This is a genomic window from Nocardia sp. FBN12, assembly GCF_050320175.1.
Classification (GTDB): domain Bacteria; phylum Actinomycetota; class Actinomycetes; order Mycobacteriales; family Mycobacteriaceae; genus Nocardia.
Genome location: NZ_CP190048.1, coordinates 1,352,701 through 1,370,955, shown reverse-complemented (window position 1 = coordinate 1,370,955; position 18,255 = coordinate 1,352,701). Strand labels below are relative to the sequence as shown.

Here is an 18,255-nt window from a genome sequence, read left to right as displayed (position 1 = left end):
AACTATTTGATGCCGAGGCGCAAGTGCACTGTGCCGTCGGCGTCCACGCTCTGGAGGGCTTGGTCGATCAGGGTGCTGATGTCGATGGCGGGGGTCCGGTGCACCGCGTCGGTGACCACCGGTCCCAGGATCTGCCCCAGCGGGGCGACACTCGGCCCGATCTCGGTGATCAGGGCGGTGAGGTTGTCGAGGAAAGGAACCAGGCCGTCGCCGGTGAAGAAGGCGGGCACCGGCCGACTGTCGACGAGTTCCGCTCCGGATTCGACGATCGCGTTCAGCGTGACACCGAACTCGCCGAACAGCGGGCCCGCCGTACCCAGCGACGGCCCCAGCCACGCCATGTCACCGCCGAGGGCTTGCACGTCGGCGAACAGTTGCCGAAGGGCGTCGGTGCGGCTGAGCAGGGTGGCCGCGAGCAGGGTCGAGGACCGCTGCAAGGTCCGCATCGCGGCGTCGGTGCCTGCCAGCGCGCGATCGAAGGTGTCGACCAGGCGCGCGATCGCCTCCGGCTGGATCTGGTCGAGCAGCTCGACCAATCGGGCCGACAGTGCGGTGATGGTCATCGGCCGGTGGATCCGGTCGGCCGCGACGACCTGGCCGTCTTCGAGATACGGGCCCGCACCGGAAACCGGCGCGAAGGCGATGTAGGGCTCGCCCAGCGCCGACAGCTGCTCGATCCGGACCTCGCTGGACACCGGGATTCGGTAGCGGCTGTCGATCCGCAGCCGGACGAGCACGCCGCCCGCCTGTTTGCGCACCGATTCCGTCCGGCCCACCTGGACACCGGCGAGCAGGATCGGCGAATTCGGTCCGAGCCCGCCCGAATTGTCGAGCCGCATGTCGGCGGTGAAATAACTGATTCGCGGATCCAGCCGGAGCACACCGAGCGACATGTACCCGACTCCGAACACCAGGACCGCCGCGATCGCGGAAAGTGACACTGCCGCACGAGTATTCATCGCACCAGACCGATCATTCGCAGGGAGTCGACGATGCGGGCAGTGTGTTCTTCGTGCGTGATCGCCAGCTCGACCTTCGGCCCGTTGGCGGCGAACGGAACGAGCTCGAGGTTGATGAGGTCGACGAGTGCCTTCATGTTCGAGGGCGAGTCGGCGTCGAGCGGTCGGCTGCCGAGCAGCATCGGGACCAGGGCGCGGGTGGTGTCGTCCAGGGAGGACAGCAGCGGGCCGAGCCACTGCGCGCTCGGCGCGACCGGTCCCAGCGCAGTCAGCACGAAGATGACGCCGATCTGGGCGTTCACCGCATCGGTGGTGTGGTCGACACCGTAGGGGGTGAGCAGTACGTCCAGAATCGGCACATTGCGCTGCAATCCCTCCTCGACCATCGCTTCCATGCCGTCGAGCAGGGCGTCGACCGAGCCGAGGTGGGTGCCGAGGTCGGCGATGTCGGCGCCGAGAATGCCTGCGATCCTGGCGGTTTCGCGCGGATCCGCCGGCATGATGCCGTTCGTCGTGCGGACGATGCTCTGGAAGTCGGCCACTGCTCCGCTGCCGATGAAGGTGGAAAGGCCGGCCAGGATGTCCTCGATCGGCGGCGACTGGGTGGTGTGTTCGAGGGGGATGGTCGCGCCCGGTGTCAGCTCGCCCGCTGTCGCGTCGACCGGTTCGGTCAGCGCGATGTGCACGTCGCCGAGCGGGGTCTCCTGGCGCAGTTCGGCGGTGGTCCCGACCGGCAGCCGCACCGACTGCTGGATGACGACATCGGCTACGGCATAGCCCGACACGGCGGCCCGGTCTCCGGTGGCGGGGACGGGGTCGACGAGGGTCACCCCGGTGAGGCCGCCGACGCGGACACCGCCCGCGATCACCTTGGCGCCCTGCGGGAGATTGAGCACGTCGGCGAACTCGATCCGCAGCGCATAGGTGGGCCCGTCGACACCGGAACCCGGGACGGGCAGGTCGGCAGGTTGGAAGCCGCAGCCGGTCACGGCGAGCAGTACGGCGAAGGCGAGGAGGACGGCGCGTCTCATCGGGCGCTCACCGCCCCCAGCAGGAAGGGCAGGGCCGGAATCGTCATCGCACCACTTTCGGCGGCCTGGCAAAGCTGTCCGGTGAGGATCTGGAGGGCGGCGCACACCTGGGCCGTGTCCTGTTGGGCGAGTGCGAGTTCGGGAGGCGCGTACCCGATCGTGAGTGCTCCGCTGACCGGGTCGACCGCGCCGGCGAAGCCGCTCGCGACGGCAGGCGTCATCGCGATGATGTCGGCCAGCGAGCCGACGCCCGCCGCGATCATCCGCGACAGCTCCGGCACGGAGCCGACCGCGCGCAGAGCAGGCGACCCGAACATCACGATCACATCGTTGAGCTGGGGCAGCAGATCGGCGAGGGTGTCGACGATCTCGATGATCGGCGGGAAGGCGATCGTGACGATGTCGTCGAATGTCTGGGGCAGTCCGGTCACCGTGGTCTCCACCTGCGACCAGCCGCCGCGGGCTCGGTGCGCGAGTTCGGTGAGCGCGTCCAGGAGCTGGCCCAGGTGGCCGATGGCGGCATCCGGTGCGGCCAATGCCCGGCTCAGCGCGACGATGATGTCGTTGATCTCGTCACCGGTTCCCGCGGTAGCGCGATCGAGGGCCACGATCCCCGCACCGACGGCGGTGCCCTGCGCGGGATCGTCCGCACCGTTGAGCTGATCGGCTAGCGCCGCGAGTGCGTCGAAGGTCTGCGTCAGACTCTTGGGCGTCAGCGTCTTGCTGATGCAGTCGCTCGAATTCCAGCCCGGGCCAGGGGGTTCGGCGCCGATGAGGGCGAGCCGCCGATCCGCGATCAAGGTGTCGCTGAGGGTCACCGCCCTGACGTCGAGTGGCAGCTTGCGGTCGGCACGCACGGTGAATTCGACGCGCGCCGACGCGCCGTCGATGCTGATTCCGGTGACGCGCCCGACCTGGACCCCCATGACCGTGACCGCACTGCCTTCGTAAAGGCCGATGCTGTCGGGCATTTCGGCACAGTAGGCGCGCATCGGCGGGTTCGGCGTGCTCAGCCGCAGCCCGATCGCACCGGCGAGGACGAGCGTGAGGACCACCAGGGCCGACATGAACCCGCGCGAACCAAGGAACTGTTTCCACATCAACAGCCACCTCCCGGCAAGGGCACGCACACCGCGGGAAGTGGGATCGTCGCGCCGGACTGGTCGACGCTCACCCCACCTTCGGCGGGCAGCAGCGGCTGCAGCCGTTCCTGCAGCGCGCGTATCGAATTCAGCAGGGTGCCCAGGCGCGCGCCCAGCTCTTCGAGCGCCGGGATCGCGTCGGCGAGCGGCTGGACGCGCTCCTTGATCGAGGCGTCCCACGCCCGCCCGAGCGGGGTGAGATCGCCCAGGATCGCCGCCATGTCGAGCAGGGAATCGGCGACCTGCACCTTGTTGGTCTGGATGATCTGCTCGAGCGTGCCCAGCGTGACGAGCAGGTCTCTCAGCACGTCGGCGTTGGCGTCGAGCGCGGTCAGGTATTCGTCGGCGATGGACAGGGTGCGGGAGATGTCGGCGTTCTGCTGGTCGAGGATCGCGACCACGTCACCGGCGGCCCGCACTGTCGAGCGCACCGCCTCCGGGCTGTTGTCGATCGCGGTGGACAGCGCGGCGAGATCCTGCCGGAACACGCTCCCGTCGATCGCGCGCACCGGCTGCACCGCGTCCTGGAAGGCCTTGGTCAGGTTGTAGGGCACGATGACACGCTCCGCGGGAATCACCGTGGCGCCGAGCGGTTTCGTGCCGGCCGGGAGAACGGCCACGTAGTAGCCGCCGACGAAGGTCAGCATCCGAATGTCGAGGGTGGTCTGGTCGCCGAGGAAGGCGTCGTCGGCGACGGTGAATTCCATGCGCACCCGGTCGGGCAGCAGGGTCAGCGCGCTCACCTTCCCGACGGGGATGCCCGCCAGTCGCACGTCGTCGCCGATACGGACCGACCCGGCCTGGGTCATCTCGGCGGAATACGTTCTCTCCGAATCGGTTCCGGTGACATACACCGCGCCGATCGCCATCAGCAGTAGGACGGCGGCGCAGATTCCCGCGATCCCCCAGCGCAACTCGCCTGCCCGCGGATCGTGGGGGTCGCCTCGGCCCGTTATCGGTGACACAGCACGATCCCCTGTCCGGCGATGAGTACTTGCAGCGGGGCGGGCGCGGTGGCGTCGCCGTGCGTGCAGGTGAGGTCGGGCCCGGTCGCCGGAATCGCCTGTGTCAACGCCTGGATGAGGCCGGGCAGGTTGTCGAACGCGGCCACCGCGTCGTACGGATCGGGGAACGCGTTGCGCAGCGCGGTGTCGAGATCGCCGCCGGTTTCGCCGGTGACCCCGAACACGTCGAGCATGCTCCGAAGTGGCTTCAGCACACCGGGAATCCCGTTGGCGAAGTCGACGAGCCCTGGCAGTTTCTCGGTGATGGTGATGAACAGGTTGGTCAGGTTGGTCAGCAGTCTCATCGCATTGCCCGACTTGCTGCCGAGATGGTCGGCGACCTGGGCGAGATTGCGCACCAGCGTCGACAGCACCGCCTGCCGGTCGGAGGCGTAGCGGCTCAGCGCGTCGATGGCGCCCAGCGCCTGCCCGAGACCCGTTCCGTCGCCCTGGATCACGGCCAAGATACTGGTCGCGAACTGATTGAGATCCTGGGGTGCCAGTTCGGCCAGCACCGGCTGCAAACCCTTGAACAATCGGGTGATGTCGAAGTCGGGCACCGTCTCATCGGTGCCGAACACCGCATCCGGATCACGGTGTCCCCCTGGCTGTTCGGGTTGCTCGACGTCCAGATACCGGAAGCCGGTGAGGTTCTGGTAGCGGATGGCGATCACGGTGTTGGTGAACAGCGCACGGTCGGTGGTGACGGTGAAACTGACCCGGGCCAGCGCACCGTCCAGTTCGACCGCACGCACCTTGCCGACCTGCACGCCGTAGAGGCGCACATCGTCGCCGGCGCGCAGGCCGTTGGCATCGGTGAACAGCGCTGTGTAGGCATCGGTCTCGCCGTCCACAGGTCGCTCGATCACCCGCAGCACACCCACCAGCACCAGGCCCATCAGCAGCACCGCGGTGGCTACCCGGATCAGCAGCGAACGTGTCGGCATCAGCGACCGCCCCCGAGCATCGAGGCCAGCGGCGCCGCCACCCCGGGCACCCCCGCCAATTCGACCTCCGCGCTGAGCACCGGGCCGTGGGGTGAGTCGCGAAAGGCGTTGCCCAGCCGGGTGATCAGTTCGCTCAGCTGCTCGGCCGAACGGTCGGGCGTGCTGACCGACGCGGCGAGGCGGTCGAGGACGAGGCTGATCATGGGCAGGATCTCACCGAAATACGTTCTGGACGTACTGAGTAGTTCGGTGACCGTCGGCAGCAATTCGTATTGGATGCTTTTGAACATCTGACTGAATCGCTGGAGCTGGTCGGGGACGGCCAGGTACTTGTTCGTGTACTCCGCGTTCAGCAGGGTCAACCCGCCGGTCAGCATCGGCGGCAGGCCGGTCAGTGCCGAACCGAACTGCTCGAACAGCACCGACGGCGGGAGTTGCCGGGTCTCGGCGTAGGAGCGGGCGGTCGTGCCGATGGCCTGCAGCAGTGGTTCGAAGGCCGTGAGATCGCGCGAGACGGTACTGAGCAATTCGACGAGTTTCGGCGTGAGTACCTCGTCGGTGAGCTGCCCGGTCGACTTCAGCAGGGCCGACAGCGTGGCATCGTGCACGCGATCGCTCGCTCGCTCGGTCAGGTCGACGATCGATTCATCGGCCAGCACCGTGCCGCCCGTCATCGAGTGCAGCTCGACGGCGCTGATGCCGAACAGATTGCCCGGCGCGTAATCGATGGTCAGCGCGTCCGTCAGGCCGAACAGCTGAGAACCGCTCAGCGTCAGCGTGATTCGCTGACGGCTCCGGCCCACGGAGTCGATCCCGCTGACCGAGCCGACGCGCACGCCGTCGAGCCGAACGTCGGTTCCCTCCCCCACGCCCTCGCCGACCTCGGCGACCAGCAGTGCGACCCGCATCTGATCGTCGGGCACACTGTCGGGCAGGATGCGCCAGATCAGTGCGGCGAGCAGCGCGAGCACGACGGCGAGCACACCGAGCACGCGAGCGCGCAGCGGTCCGACCTCGGTTCCGGGCAGAGCGTAAGCAGGCATGGCATCACCCGGTGAACGTGACGGGGGATTGGAATCCCCAGAGCAGGATGGTGGCGACCATGTCGAGCGCGATGATCGCCACCAGGCTCGCCCGAATGGCGCGCCCGGATCCGATGCCGACGCCCTCGGGGCCGCCCGTGGCGAAATAGCCCTGGTAGCAATGGATCAGCACGACCGCGACGGCGAACACCATCACCTTGACGGTCGCGGCGAAGACATCCCAGCCGACCACGAACTGATCGAAGTAATGGTTGTACGTTCCGGTCGGCGTCCCGTGGATGGTCGTCACGATCAGGGCGCAGGAGGCGTAGCTGAGGATCAGCGCGACCACGAAAGCCGGTGCGACGGCGATGATCCCGGCGATGACCCGGGTCGTGACGACGAACGGCACCGACCGGATGCCGAGCGATTCGAGTGCGTCGATCTCCTCGGAGATGCGCATGGAACCGATCTCCGCGGTCATCCGGCACCCGGCCTGCGCCGCGAAGCCGATTCCCGCCGCGATCGGCGCGAGCTCACGGGTCACCCCGAAGGCCGAGATGAGCCCGCTGAGCTGACCGAGCGACAACAGGTTCAGCGCGCTGAACGCCTCGATCCCGATGGACGCGCCCATGGCCGCCCCGAGCAACAGCATCAGGGGCACCACGCCGCCGCCGATGATGACCGAACCGCGGCCCCAGGTCATGTCCGTCACCATCGTGATCGTCTGGCGCCGGTAGTGCACGAGCGCGTAGGGCACCGACGAGAGCACCTGCCAGCCGAAGCCGATCACGAAACCGATCGACTCGATCGGGCCGAGCGGATGAAGGCGGCGGCGCCGGAGCCGGCCCACCCACCGCAGCCCGACGGGATAGTAGGGAGCAGCGCTCATCAGGCCATCCTCACGGGGAAGAACATCGTGACCACCTGCGTGATCACGGTATTCAGCACGACGGCCGCGGCGATCGACATCACCACGGCCGCATTGACCCCGTCGGCGACACCGCGCGGCCCACCCTTGGCCTCCAACCCGCGCTGACAGGCGATGACGACGACGAGAAAGCCGAACATCAACGCTTTGACCAGCGAGACCCACACATCGATCGAGGTGGTGAAGGCGCCGAAGGACTGCCAGTAGCTGCCCGGGGTGACGTTCAACGCCGACACCGCGACCACGAACCCGGAGCTGACGCCGACGAAGATGATCAGGATATTGAGCAGCGGCGCCACCAGCATCATGGCCGCGATCCGCGGCACGACCAGGCGTTGCACCGGGTCGATGCCCATCACCCGCAGCGCGTCGACCTCTTCGCGAATGGTCCGCGCTCCCAGGTCGGCGGCGATGGCGGCGGCGCCCGCACCGCCGAGCAACATCGCCGTGGCCATCGGCGCGCCCTGTTTGATCACGCCGAGCCCACCGGCGGCACCGATCATCGAATCGGCGCCGAGTTCGGACACGATATTGCCGACTTGAGCGGAAACGATGACACCGAACGGAATGGCCATCAAAATGCTCGGCACCGCGGTGACTCTGATCAGAAACCAGGCCTGCGTGAGAGTTTCGTGTATCTGGAATCGCCCGCGAATGGCGTCGTTCGCACCGATGTACACGGCCACGGCGCCGATGCGCAATGCCCGGCCAAGCGTCGCCACGCTCGAAAGGACGGTATCGGAGAAGTTGCGTCGAATTATCCGGCCCGCACTCGCCCGTTCCGCCTCCGGTACATCCGGGTCACTCGTGCCCGCCACACCGACCGCAGCCGGTGCGACTTCGCCGTCTACCCCTGCCATGGCGGTGACCGTACCATATGATTTGGACCACATTCCAGACACTGGTCCAGATTTCTGACCAGCTTCGAAATCGGACGACATCGGCCGGTAGAGGGCCTCCCCTGCGGTCGAAAGCGTTGTGCTGAACTTGTGTCGATGGTACCGTCCAGACACATGTCCAGCTACCTGTCTCCCCCGGGGCGATCGACCCCTGCTTCCGACCGAGACGACCCTTCGAAACCGGGGTGTTCACTATGACGAGCGCTGCTGTGGAGCCCGTGACTTTCGATCCGTACGACTACGGATTCCACGATGATCCGTATCCGACTTACCACCGTTTGCGCACCGAGGCACCGCTTTATCACAATCCCGATCTCGATTTCTGGGCACTTTCCCGGCATGCCGATGTGATCGCGGCATTTCGGGACAGCAACCGGCTCTCCAGTGCTAATGGCGTCTCGCTCGATCCGGCGGCCTGGGGGCCGCACGCGCATCGGGTGATGTCGTTCCTGGCGATGGACGATCCACGGCATATGCGGATGCGCAGACTCGTTTTCAAGGGATTCACGCCGAAACGTGTGGCCGAGATGGAAGTTCGCATCCGCGAGATCACCCTCGAGCATCTCGAGCCCGCGCTCGCGCGGGGCAGCTTCGACTGGATCGACGATGTCGCGGGCAAGCTGCCGATGGACGTCATCTCCGAACTGATGGGGGTCCCGGAAGCCGATCGCGCCGAGATCCGCCGGTTGGCCGATCTGGTGGTGCACCGCGAAGAGGGCGTGCTCGATGTGCCGGTCGACGCGATCGACGCCTCGATCCGGCTGTTCGGCTACTACACCGACATGGTCGCCCAGCGTCGCGCCGCGCCCGCCGACGACCTCACCTCGGCGCTGCTCGATGCCGAGATCGACGACGACAGCCTCACCGACGAGGAGATCATCGGCTTCCTGTTCCTGATGGTCGTCGCCGGAAACGAGACCACCACCAAGCTTTTGGGCAACGCCCTCTACTGGGCCGCCACCAATCCCGCGGAATACGCCAAGGTCGTCGCCGAGCCGGAACTGGTCAGCGACTGGGTGGAGGAGACGCTGCGCTACGACACCTCGAGCCAGATCGTGGCCCGCACCGCGGCGGTCGACCTCGACTACCACGGCGGCACCATCCCGGCGGGCGCGAAAGTGCTGCTGCTGATCGGCTCGGCCAACCGCGATCCGGCGGCGTTCGACGACGGCGACAGCTATGTCATCGACCGCACCAGCGGCTCCGCGCTCGCCAGTTTCGGTGCGGGCGTGCACTTCTGCCTCGGCGCGCACCTGGCCCGGCTGGAGGCCACCATCGTGCTCGGCGAATTCGCCTCGCGGGTCGCGGCTTTCGATGTCGACGCCGACGGAATCTCGCGCGTGCATTCCACGAATGTCCGCGGCTTCGCCAAACTCCCCATCACAGTAGAGGTCAGCTAGTGCCCCGATTCGAACCCCATCCCGACCGCAGGCCCGCGCTGATCGCCGGCGCGTCCTCCGGTATCGGCGCCGCGACGGCGGTCGCGCTGGCCGAACTCGGCCATCCGGTGGCACTCGGCGCGCGCCGCGTCGAACTGTGCGAGGAGCTCGCCGCCAAGATCCGCGCGGACGGCGGCGAGGCGTACGCCCATCGACTCGACGTCACCGACGGCGCCTCCGTCGACGAGTTCGTGACGGCCGCCGAACGCACCATCGGCCCCACCGAGATCCTCGTCTCCGGCGCGGGCGACATCGAATTCTCGCTCGTCGGCGAGATGGACCCGGAACGCTTCCTGTTCCAGGTGCAGGTCCACCTCGTCGGCGCGCAGCGTCTGGTCCATCGGGTGCTGCCCGGGATGACGGCGCGCAGGCGCGGCGATCTCGTGGTGATCAGCTCCGACTGCGCCGACAACCCACGGCCACGGTCGGGTGCCTACAGCGCCGCGAAGAACGGACTGGAAGCGATGGTCGGCCAATTGCGTATGGAGCTGGAGGGCACCGGAATTCGCGCCTCGCTGGTCCGTCCCGGTCCGACGCTGACCGGGATGGGCATGGATTCGACGCCGGAGATCGTCGGACCGGTGCTCCAGGACTGGAAGCACTGGGGCTTGGCCCGCCACCCCTACATGCTGCGGCCGCAACACCTCGCCGCCGCGGTCACGACGGTGGTCTCGATGCCGCGTGGGGCCCACATGGTGCTGGTCGAGGTACAGCCGGAGGCGCCGCTGCGGCCGGTGCCGGACGGGGGTGCGTCATGAGAATCGTGGTCGACCCCGATCTGTGTCAGGGACACGGTGTCTGCCAGGACGAGGCGCCCGCGGTCTTCACCGTGCCCAAGCGCGGCACGGTCCAGATCACCGATCCCACCCCCGGCGACGCGCAACGCCACGCCGTCGAGGCCGCGATCCGCTACTGCCCGACCCGGGCGCTGTCGATCGCCGACGACGAATCCTCCGCGAAAGGCACTGACTGATGGCGAGTCTCGACCCGATGAGCAGCTACGCCGGCTTGTCCAGAGATCAGCTGGCGGTGCTGGTTCCCGAGTTGCTGCTGTGCGGTCACCTCATCGACCGGTCCGGGATGGCACACACCATCGGCGCTTTCGGCCGTGAGGGGATGACGGCGGTCGCGATCGAGGAGTGGCAGCTGGCCAGTCCGATCTACACCCGTCGAATGCAGCGGGCCCTGCGCTTCAGCGGCGACAGCGTCGAGACCATCTTCAAGGGGCTGCAACTCGATATCGGCGCGCCGCCGCAGTTCATGGACTTCCGGTTCCGCGTCGACGACCACGATCACGGCGAGTTCTGGCTCGACCACTGTGGGGCGCTGGCCGATGTGGAGCCGATGGGCGAGGAGTTCGTGGTGGCGATGTGCCACGACATCGAGGACCCCACCTTCGACGCGACGGCGCTGGCCACCAATCCGCACGCCCAGGTGCGGCCGATCCACCGTCCTCCGCGCAAGCCCGCCGACCGGACCCCGGTGTGCGCGTGGACCGTCGTCATCGACCCCGCGCACGTGCCTCCAGCGATTCCCCGCAATGCCGCGCTCGTCGCGAATTCCGTTGCCGCCGGCCTGGAGCTGGCCGAGATCGACCCGGGCGAAGAAGGCAAGGCCGACTACACCGGTCCGCTGCTGAGTGATCTGCGGTTCGCCGATTTCTCCCACGCGGCGTTGCGGCGGATGGCCGACGAGATCTGCCTGCAACAGCATCTGCTGACGCTCGGTTTCATGGTCGCCATCAGAGAGCGTTCCGATGCGGCCACCGCGCTCGGCATCGGGCGCAAGCAGTTCGCCGGGATCGCCGGACTGACCTCCGAGCGCCTGCGCAAGTGCCTCGACCTCGGCCACGATCCGCACGCGCTCGCCACGGTCCTGCGTCTGCATCCGGCACTGAACCCGTTGAGCTACACGGGGATCGAGATCGCGCTCGCGAACTCCGCTGTGCGTCTACGTTTTCCGCATACCAGTGGGGCGCAGACCGATGGCGCGTGGCCGTCGATGCTGACCGCCGATGACCTTCGCCCGCTCGATGCCCTGGTCCGCGGCGTCGACCCGCGGTTCGTCACCCGTCTCGCCGGCACCGACCAGCACGGTTGGACCGTCGAGATCGACCAGGCCGACCACCCCTTCCGGGAAGCGTCCGAAGTCGCGGTGACCCGTTTCAGCACCGGTGCGGGCTTCTCCTTCACCGACCGGGGAAAGCCCCTGCCGCTCACCGTCGTGTGAGAGATCGCCGAGAGAGATTGACATGGCCAACAACTTCGCCGACCTGTTCGAACACTCCGTCGACGCCATGCCCGATCGGATCGCGCTGATACAGCGCGACCGTCGAGTGTCGTTCCGGGAGCTGGATATTCGCGCCAACCAGCTCGCGAACCAGCTGGCCGGGTCGGGCGTTGGACACGGCACGCACGTCGGATTCCAGATGCACAACAGCATCGAAACCATGGAGACATTGATCGCCTGCTTCAAGCTGGCCGCTGTCCCGATCAATATCAACTACCGATACAGCCCGACCGAGCTGGCCTATGTCTACGACAACGCCGACCTCGAAGTCCTGGTCTATCACGCCTGTTACGAAGAGACGGTCCGCGCGGCCCTCGCACTCGTGCCGACGGTGCGCCGGTCGATCTGCGTCGACGACGACCGCGATATCGGCGCAGCGGGCACCGGAGCGATCCGGTACGACCAACTCGTCGCCGCCGGAAAGCCGTCCCGCCCGCAGGTCACTCGCACCGCGGACGACCTGTTCATGATGTACACCGGTGGTACCACCGGCATGCCCAAAGGCGTCATGTGGCGCCAGGAGGACATGTGGCGCGTCCTCGGCGGCGGCATCGACTTCTACACCGGCGAACCGGTGCGCGATGAATTCCAGCAGTCGGCGACCGGTGCGCAGGGGGTGCCGAGCATCTGGTTCGTGCTCCCGCCGCTGATCCACGCCGCGGCGATGATGCCGACCTTCAACGCCCTGTGGTCGGGTAACGCCGTGCTGTTCGAGCCGCGGTTCGACCCGGCGCAGATCTGGCAGTCGGTCGCCACCCATCGACCGCATGTCATGGTCATCACCGGCGACGCCATGGCTCGCCCGCTCATCGATGCCTTCGATACGGAGCCGGTCGACGCCGCCTCGCTGCTCGTGATCGCCTCGGGGGCGGCGCTGCTGTCCCAGCCGGTGAAGAACGCGCTGCTGGAGAAGTTTCCGACGTCGATGGTGTCGGACTCGATCGGCTCGTCCGAAACCGGTTTCGGCGGTATCGGTTTCGCACAGAAGGACGACGATCCGGCGCGCGGTCCCCGGGTGCAGACCGGACGCGGCGCGGTGGTCGTCGACGAGGACGGCAAGCCGGTCGGGCCCGGCGAGGAGGGCTGGCTGGCCAAGACGGGCGCGGTCCCGCTCGGCTACTACAACGACCCCGAGCGCACGGCCCGGCTGTTCAAGACGGTGGACGGCGCCCGCATCGTCGTCACCGACGACCGGGCCCGCGCCGAGGCCGACGGCTCGATCACCCTGATCGGCCGCGGCAACATGGTGATCAACACCGGTGGCGAGAAAGTGTTCCCCGAGGAGGTCGAGGCCGTCGTGAAGTCGCACGACGCGATCTACGACGCGGTGGTCATCGGCGTCCCGCACGAACGGTGGGGTCAGCAGGTCGCCGCGATCATCTCGATCGCTCCCGACCACACCCTGGACGTCGACGCCGTCCACACCCATGTGCGTCCGCACCTGGCCGGATACAAGATCCCCAAACTCCTCTGGATCGCCGACACGATCTCCCGCTCCCCCAGTGGCAAACCCGACTACCGCTGGGCCAAGGACTACGTCACCGACCGGGACCCCGACCATCGGTCCGAGTGAGCGGGCTACCTGCGTCGGGAGTCAGCTTCCGGCGCAGGGCTTTTCGGATCATTGGGCGGTGCCGGTGCACTCGAATCGCCTGTTGCGCCAATGGCCACGGTTGACTACGCAGGCCGGCTGAAGGCTGCCAGGCCCGCGCTCGTCAGATGATCTTGGCGTCGATCAGCAGTTTCCAGATCTCGCCCTGGTCGACGACCTCGACGCCGAGCTTCTCGGCCTTGGCGAGTTTGCTGTCACCGACGCCCGCGCCGGTGATGAGCATGTCGGTATTCGCCGAGACCGAGGATGCCGCCGTGGCTCCCGCCTGCTCGCACAGACGCTGGAACGTCGGCCGGGCGACCTTCTCGCCGGAGCGTGGGTCGCTGATCGCGCCGGTGATCACCACGGTTTTGCCCTCGAGGGGTGCGCCGGCCGCGATCACCGGCGGCAGGTCCTCCTCGCGCACGTCAAGGGAGACACCGAGTTCGCGCAGGCGGTCCAGTTCTGGACGCAGCCGCGTCAGGTGGGCGACCAGGGAGGCGGCGACCTTGGGGCCGATGTCCTCCACCCCGACGAGTCGTTCCTCGCCCGCGTCGGCGACCTCTTCCAAGGAGCCGAAGCCCGAGCGGGCCAGCCGCGCGGCGGTGCCGTCGGAGGCCATCGGGATCGCGAGGCCGATCAGGGCGCGGCGCAGGCCGACCTGGCGGCTGGCGTCGATCGTATCGATCATCCGCGCGGCGGAGATCTCGCCGATGCGATCGAATTCGAGCAGCCGCTCCTTGGTGAGCGTGTAGAAGTCCGACGGGCTTTCGAGAATTCCGGCCTCGGCGAGGCGCTCGATCCACACTCCGCCGATGGCATCGATGTCGGCGGCCGCGCGCGAGGCCCAGTGGATCAGCCTGCGCACCGTTTGGGCGGGACAGGAAACGTTGGTGCAGAACAGTTCTCGACTGTTTCCCTGCTCGGTGACGGGCTGTCCACACGACGGACAGGCGGTGGGCGAGACGATCTCGAGCTCCTCGCCCGTGCGCTTGGCGGCGTCGAGCACACCGGCCACGAACGGGATCACATCACCCGCGCGGCGCACCAGCACCGTGTCGCCGATCTTGATATCGCGGGCCCTGATCACCTCTTGGTTGGCGAGGGTGGCCTTCGTGACCGTCGTGCCGCCCACGAACACCGGCTCCAGCCACGCGACGGGAACGATCTTGCCGGTCTTGCCGACGTCCCAGATCACCTCGCGCAGCAGGGTGGTCTTCTCCTCGGCGGCGAACTTGAACGCCAGCGCGCCACGCGGGGAATTCGACCGGGTTCCGGCCGCCGCGTAGGCATCTCGGTCGGCCAGCCGCAGCACCGCGCCGTCGATGTCGTAGTCCAGATCATTGCGGCCCTGCTCGATCTCGGTGATCGCCGCCTGCGCCTGCGCGGCGTCGGCGCACAACCGCATCTGCGCACCCGCGACCCCGATCGCGCGCAGGCCCTCGCCCAGGTCGTGCGCGGCGTCGTCGGCCGAGGTGTCGAGGTCGAAGCCGAAGAATAGCAGGCGCCGCTCCGACACGGTGGCCGGGTCCTTGGCCCGCAGCGTGCCCGCGGCGGCGTTACGTGGATTGATCAGCGGCTTGTCCGGGTGCGCGGTGTTGTAGGCGAGGAAGGTCGAGCGCAACATCACCGCCTCGCCACGCACTTCGACGCGGCCGGGTAGCTCGATGCGCTCGGGAGCTCCGTCGACGAGGGCCCGGACCAGCGGGGTCACGTCGTCGCCGGTGGTGCCGTCGCCGCGGGTCACCGCACGCGCCAGCCGCCCGTTCTCGTAGACGAGCGACAGCGACAACCCGTCGAGCTTGGGCATCACGACCACCGACTGGCCGGGGAAACGATCGAAGAACGCCGCGACCTGTTCCGGTTTGGTCGACTTCTCCAGCGAGAGCATCGGCCGCGCGTGCCGGACCGGGGCGTGCAGCACCGCGGGCGCACCGACCTGGTCCAGGGGGTTGGGATCCGGCGCGAGGTCGGGATGCGCCGCGATCAGGGCACGCAGTTCGTCTTCGATCGCGTCGAATTCCGCGTCGGCGACCAGCGGCGCACCCTGGTAGTAGGCATCGCGCAGCACGACCATCCGGTCGGCGAGTTCTTGGATTCGTTCCCCTGTTTCCACGGACAAGACGCTACCGATACCCACCGACATCTACGGTCCCGACATTCGCGATCGGTTCGGTGCGGCAGCAGGTCGCCACCTCTTTCCCTGCATCGGCCGCCTCGCGCAGCCCCTTGCCGGTGCGCTGTGGTGTGCTCACGCGCGCAGGTGCCGGTCGAGCAGAGCGCTGAATTCGCTGGGATGGGTGAGATAGCCGAGATGGCCGCCGGGGAACTCGGTGACTCGGTGGTGCAGCCGCGTAGCGAGTGCTGTTGTCGCGCGGCGCGGCAGTTGGTCACCGCTGTCCGCGCCGACGCCGAACAGCACCCGGGTGTCGGCTGCCCGCAGCGCCGGGAGATCGGGGTAGTAGCGGGGGGTGTGGGGCAGCATGCGGGTGAGGAAGTAGTCGCCATCGGGGTCGGCGTTCTCATCGGGTCGGGAGTCGGGTGTGTCGTCGTCGCCGTCGGACGAGGTGGGCATGCCCGTGACACTGAGAAACTGAGCCCAGGCGGCTGGGGCTCCGGCGGTGTGGAACGCCGTGACGACCTCGTCGATTCGGGTACGGATCTCGGCTGCGTCCGGCAGAGCGGTGATGACCGGGGGTTCGTGGGCTACCAGTGTCCGCACGCGGCCGGGGCTCGCGGTGACGAGGGCGATACCTGTCAGTGCTCCGCCGCTGCTGCCGAAGAGGTCGACCGGTTCGTCGGTGACGGCTGCCAGGAGGTGGGACAGATCGGACGCGCGCAGTTCGGGAGTGTCGTCGTAGGCGTCGGACTCGCTGGTGCTGCGGTGAGTTCCTCGCGGGTCGTAGGTGAGCACCGTGCGTTCGGTGGCGAGGAGTTCGGCTAACTCTGCGTAAGCGTCGGTACCGAGCGGGGTGCCGAGCAACGCGAGCAGCGGTCCTGTCCCGCGTGTCTCGTAGTACAGCCTCGCCCCCGGCGCGTGGCGAGTCGGTGGAACCAGCGTGTGGAAACCGAGCGCGCTGCGTGACCGTGCCATGGCAGCTCCTTTTCATTGCGCGTGCATTGCGAACCGAGCGATCCCAGCGTCGAACAACGTGCTCGAATCAGCATCCACCCTGGGGAGACTTCGCGGTAGACCAGCACCGGCACCGCGGGCTCGATCGCCCGGGACGCGAGCACTGTCCCGTCGGCCGGGTCCGCGAGACCGCCAGGCTCGGCGTAGAACGAATCCCGTTCCGAACGGCGGCACTGCCGTAGCGGCCCGCGGTCTACTTGGCGTCGCCGTAGCACTGGACCACCGCCGTGGTAAACGGGAACCGGACCGGGGTCTGTCCGAAGGCGATCCGCCCCGCGGTGTTCGCGGCGGTGGCGATCGCCGCGGCGACGGTGGCGGCTTCCTCGGTCGGACAGTGCACGATCACCTCGTCGTGCTGGAAGAAGACGAGTTCCGCGCGGAGGTCGCGGATCGCGTGCCGGATGCCCGCCAGCACCAGCAGTGCCCAATCGGCGGCACTGCCCTGCACCACGAAGTTCCGGGTGAAGCGGCCGCGGGCGCGGGCGGCGGAATCGGCGCGGGTGGCTTGCGGTGTGTCTGTGTCGTCGGGCGCGACCGACAGCGGTGTGCAGGTGCGGCCCAGCCAGGTGCGCACGAGGCGGCCCTCCTCGCCTGCCCGCGCCGCGTCGTCGACGTAGGCCACGGCGGCCGGGTATCGCCGGCGCAGGCCCGCCATGTGGGTCAGGGCGTCGCCGGAGGTCTGGCCGTAGATGGCGCCGAGCATTGCGAGCTTGGCTTGGTCCCGGTCGCCGCCGAATCCACGGGCCGCCAGGTCCGCGTACAGGTCTTCGCCGCGGCCCGCCACGTCCATCAAGCCAGGGTCACGCGAGATCGCCGCGAGCACCCTCGGTTCCATCTGGTCGGCGTCGGCGACCACCAGCGACCAGCCGGGGTCGGCGCGGATCGCTTGCCGGATCACTTTCGGAATCTGTAGTGCGCCACCGCCATTGGTAGTCCAGCGGCCCGAGACGGTGCCGCCCGGCAGGTACTCGGGCCGGAAGCGGCCGCCGTGCACCCACTGTTCGAGCCAGGACCAGCCGTGCGCCGTGTACAGGCGGTACAGCGATTTGTAGGCCAAGAGCGGGGCGACGGCCGGGTGGTCGATCTGCTGGAGTTCCCATTTCCTGGTGGAGGACAGGAGGATCCCGGCGCGACCGAAGGCTCTGATGATGTCGGCGGGGAGGTCGGGCCGCACGCGCACTCCGGTCCCGAACGCCCGCGACACCTCGTCGGCGAGCTCGGCCATCCGGCGTGGTTCCGAGCCGCCCGCAAAGCGTTCTCCCAGCATCGAATCCAGCAATTCGCGATGCACATCGGCACGCCACGGGATTCCGAGCCCGCCCATCTCGACGGCGACGAGCATGCCCGCCGATTCGGCCGCGAGCAGCAGCCGCATCCGGTCCGGATGCTCGGTCGCGGCGGTGCGGGCGACCTGTGCGGCATAGACCGCGAGCAGGGCGGCGAACTCGTCGATTCCGGGCGGTAACGGTGCGGGGCCCGACTCGAACAATGACGGCTGGGTCTGCGCGGCCCGCAACGGCGCATCCGGTGGGACGGGCAAATTGTGTAGCCGCGCCCAGGCCGCCGCCAGCGACCGCGCCTGGCCCGACTGCCCTTCCTCGTACCCGATCAGCAGCGCCTCCGCCGCCTGCGCGTCATAACAACGCTCGACGCGCACGCCCGCCGCCAACAGCGTCCGGTAGATCTCCGCGGTGGATCGCCACACCCACCGCTCGACCTCGGGACGCGACCGCACCGCCTCGACGAGCGAGGCCTCATCGACCACCGGTCCCGCGGGTCGACCATCCTGATCGAGCGGACACAACCGGGCGCCACCATCGCCCGTCTCCGCAATCGCCCACCTCACCTGCCAGAGTCTGGCAGCCTGG

Annotated in this window: 16 protein-coding genes; 5 read left to right on the top strand and 11 right to left on the bottom strand. The window is 68.1% G+C overall.

Features of this window, described 5'->3' with window-relative positions; translation table 11 throughout:
* Positions 1-2: 2 nt before the first annotated feature.
* The 8 genes from ACQHI0_RS06765 to ACQHI0_RS06730 are packed head-to-tail and all read right to left on the bottom strand — an operon-like array spanning position 3 to position 7,929.
* Positions 3-941: an MlaD family protein gene (locus ACQHI0_RS06765; RefSeq protein WP_427907062.1), complete on the bottom strand. Its 939-nt coding sequence runs from the start codon at positions 939-941 to the stop codon at positions 3-5.
* Between the two features lie 14 nt (positions 942-955).
* Positions 956-1,990: an MlaD family protein gene (locus tag ACQHI0_RS06760; protein ID WP_427907061.1), complete on the bottom strand. Its 1,035-nt coding sequence runs from the start codon at positions 1,988-1,990 to the stop codon at positions 956-958.
* Positions 1,987-3,090, bottom strand: coding sequence for an MlaD family protein (locus ACQHI0_RS06755; RefSeq protein ID WP_427907060.1), 1,104 nt, complete (start codon positions 3,088-3,090; stop codon positions 1,987-1,989). The genes ACQHI0_RS06760 and ACQHI0_RS06755 overlap by 4 nt, the downstream gene beginning before the upstream one ends.
* On the bottom strand, positions 3,090-4,097 hold the full coding sequence (locus ACQHI0_RS06750; RefSeq protein ID WP_427907059.1) for an MlaD family protein: 1,008 nt from the start codon (positions 4,095-4,097) through the stop codon (positions 3,090-3,092). Before ACQHI0_RS06750 ends, ACQHI0_RS06755 begins: the two co-directional genes overlap by 1 nt.
* Positions 4,085-5,083 carry an MlaD family protein gene (locus ACQHI0_RS06745; protein WP_427907058.1) on the bottom strand — a complete coding sequence of 333 codons (999 nt, stop codon included), beginning with the start codon at positions 5,081-5,083 and terminating at the stop codon, positions 4,085-4,087. Before ACQHI0_RS06745 ends, ACQHI0_RS06750 begins: the two co-directional genes overlap by 13 nt.
* On the bottom strand, positions 5,083-6,126 hold the full coding sequence (locus tag ACQHI0_RS06740) for a hypothetical protein (RefSeq protein WP_427907057.1): 1,044 nt from the start codon (positions 6,124-6,126) through the stop codon (positions 5,083-5,085). The genes ACQHI0_RS06745 and ACQHI0_RS06740 overlap by 1 nt, the downstream gene beginning before the upstream one ends.
* A gap of 4 nt (positions 6,127-6,130) precedes the next feature.
* Entirely contained in the window at positions 6,131-6,997 is an 867-nt protein-coding gene (locus tag ACQHI0_RS06735) for an ABC transporter permease (RefSeq protein WP_427907056.1), read from the bottom strand.
* Entirely contained in the window at positions 6,997-7,929 is a 933-nt protein-coding gene (locus tag ACQHI0_RS06730; protein ID WP_427909101.1) for an ABC transporter permease, read from the bottom strand. Before ACQHI0_RS06730 ends, ACQHI0_RS06735 begins: the two co-directional genes overlap by 1 nt.
* Before the next feature lie 200 nt (positions 7,930-8,129).
* On the opposite strand from ACQHI0_RS06730, the gene ACQHI0_RS06725 reads away from it, so the two are divergent.
* The 5 genes from ACQHI0_RS06725 to ACQHI0_RS06705 are packed head-to-tail and all read left to right on the top strand — an operon-like array spanning position 8,130 to position 13,236.
* On the top strand, positions 8,130-9,335 hold the full coding sequence (locus ACQHI0_RS06725) for a cytochrome P450 (protein WP_427907055.1): 1,206 nt from the start codon (positions 8,130-8,132) through the stop codon (positions 9,333-9,335).
* Positions 9,335-10,132: an SDR family oxidoreductase gene (locus ACQHI0_RS06720; protein WP_427907054.1), complete on the top strand. Its 798-nt coding sequence runs from the start codon at positions 9,335-9,337 to the stop codon at positions 10,130-10,132. Before ACQHI0_RS06725 ends, ACQHI0_RS06720 begins: the two co-directional genes overlap by 1 nt.
* The gene (locus ACQHI0_RS06715) at positions 10,129-10,347 is read left to right on the top strand and encodes a ferredoxin (RefSeq protein WP_427907053.1); all 219 of its coding nucleotides are present in this window, start codon (positions 10,129-10,131) and stop codon (positions 10,345-10,347) included. Before ACQHI0_RS06720 ends, ACQHI0_RS06715 begins: the two co-directional genes overlap by 4 nt.
* A gap of 17 nt (positions 10,348-10,364) precedes the next feature.
* Positions 10,365-11,603 carry a hypothetical protein gene (locus ACQHI0_RS06710; RefSeq protein ID WP_427907052.1) on the top strand — a complete coding sequence of 413 codons (1,239 nt, stop codon included), beginning with the start codon at positions 10,365-10,367 and terminating at the stop codon, positions 11,601-11,603.
* A gap of 22 nt (positions 11,604-11,625) precedes the next feature.
* Entirely contained in the window at positions 11,626-13,236 is a 1,611-nt protein-coding gene (locus ACQHI0_RS06705) for an acyl-CoA synthetase (RefSeq protein WP_427907051.1), read from the top strand.
* 142 nt (positions 13,237-13,378) lie between these two features.
* On the opposite strand, the gene ligA is transcribed toward ACQHI0_RS06705, so the two are convergent.
* From ligA to ACQHI0_RS06690, 3 genes are all read right to left on the bottom strand, one after another.
* Complete coding sequence (gene ligA / locus ACQHI0_RS06700; RefSeq protein WP_427907050.1) at positions 13,379-15,370, bottom strand: NAD-dependent DNA ligase LigA; 1,992 nt, start codon at positions 15,368-15,370, stop codon at positions 13,379-13,381.
* Positions 15,371-15,505: 135 nt separating this feature from the next.
* Positions 15,506-16,348, bottom strand: a complete 843-nt coding sequence (locus tag ACQHI0_RS06695; protein WP_427907049.1) for an alpha/beta fold hydrolase — start codon at positions 16,346-16,348, stop codon at positions 15,506-15,508.
* A 232-nt stretch (positions 16,349-16,580) separates the two neighbouring features.
* The gene (locus ACQHI0_RS06690; RefSeq protein WP_427907048.1) at positions 16,581-18,233 is read right to left on the bottom strand and encodes a bifunctional 3'-5' exonuclease/DNA polymerase; all 1,653 of its coding nucleotides are present in this window, start codon (positions 18,231-18,233) and stop codon (positions 16,581-16,583) included.
* Between the last annotated feature and the right edge of the window lie 22 nt (positions 18,234-18,255).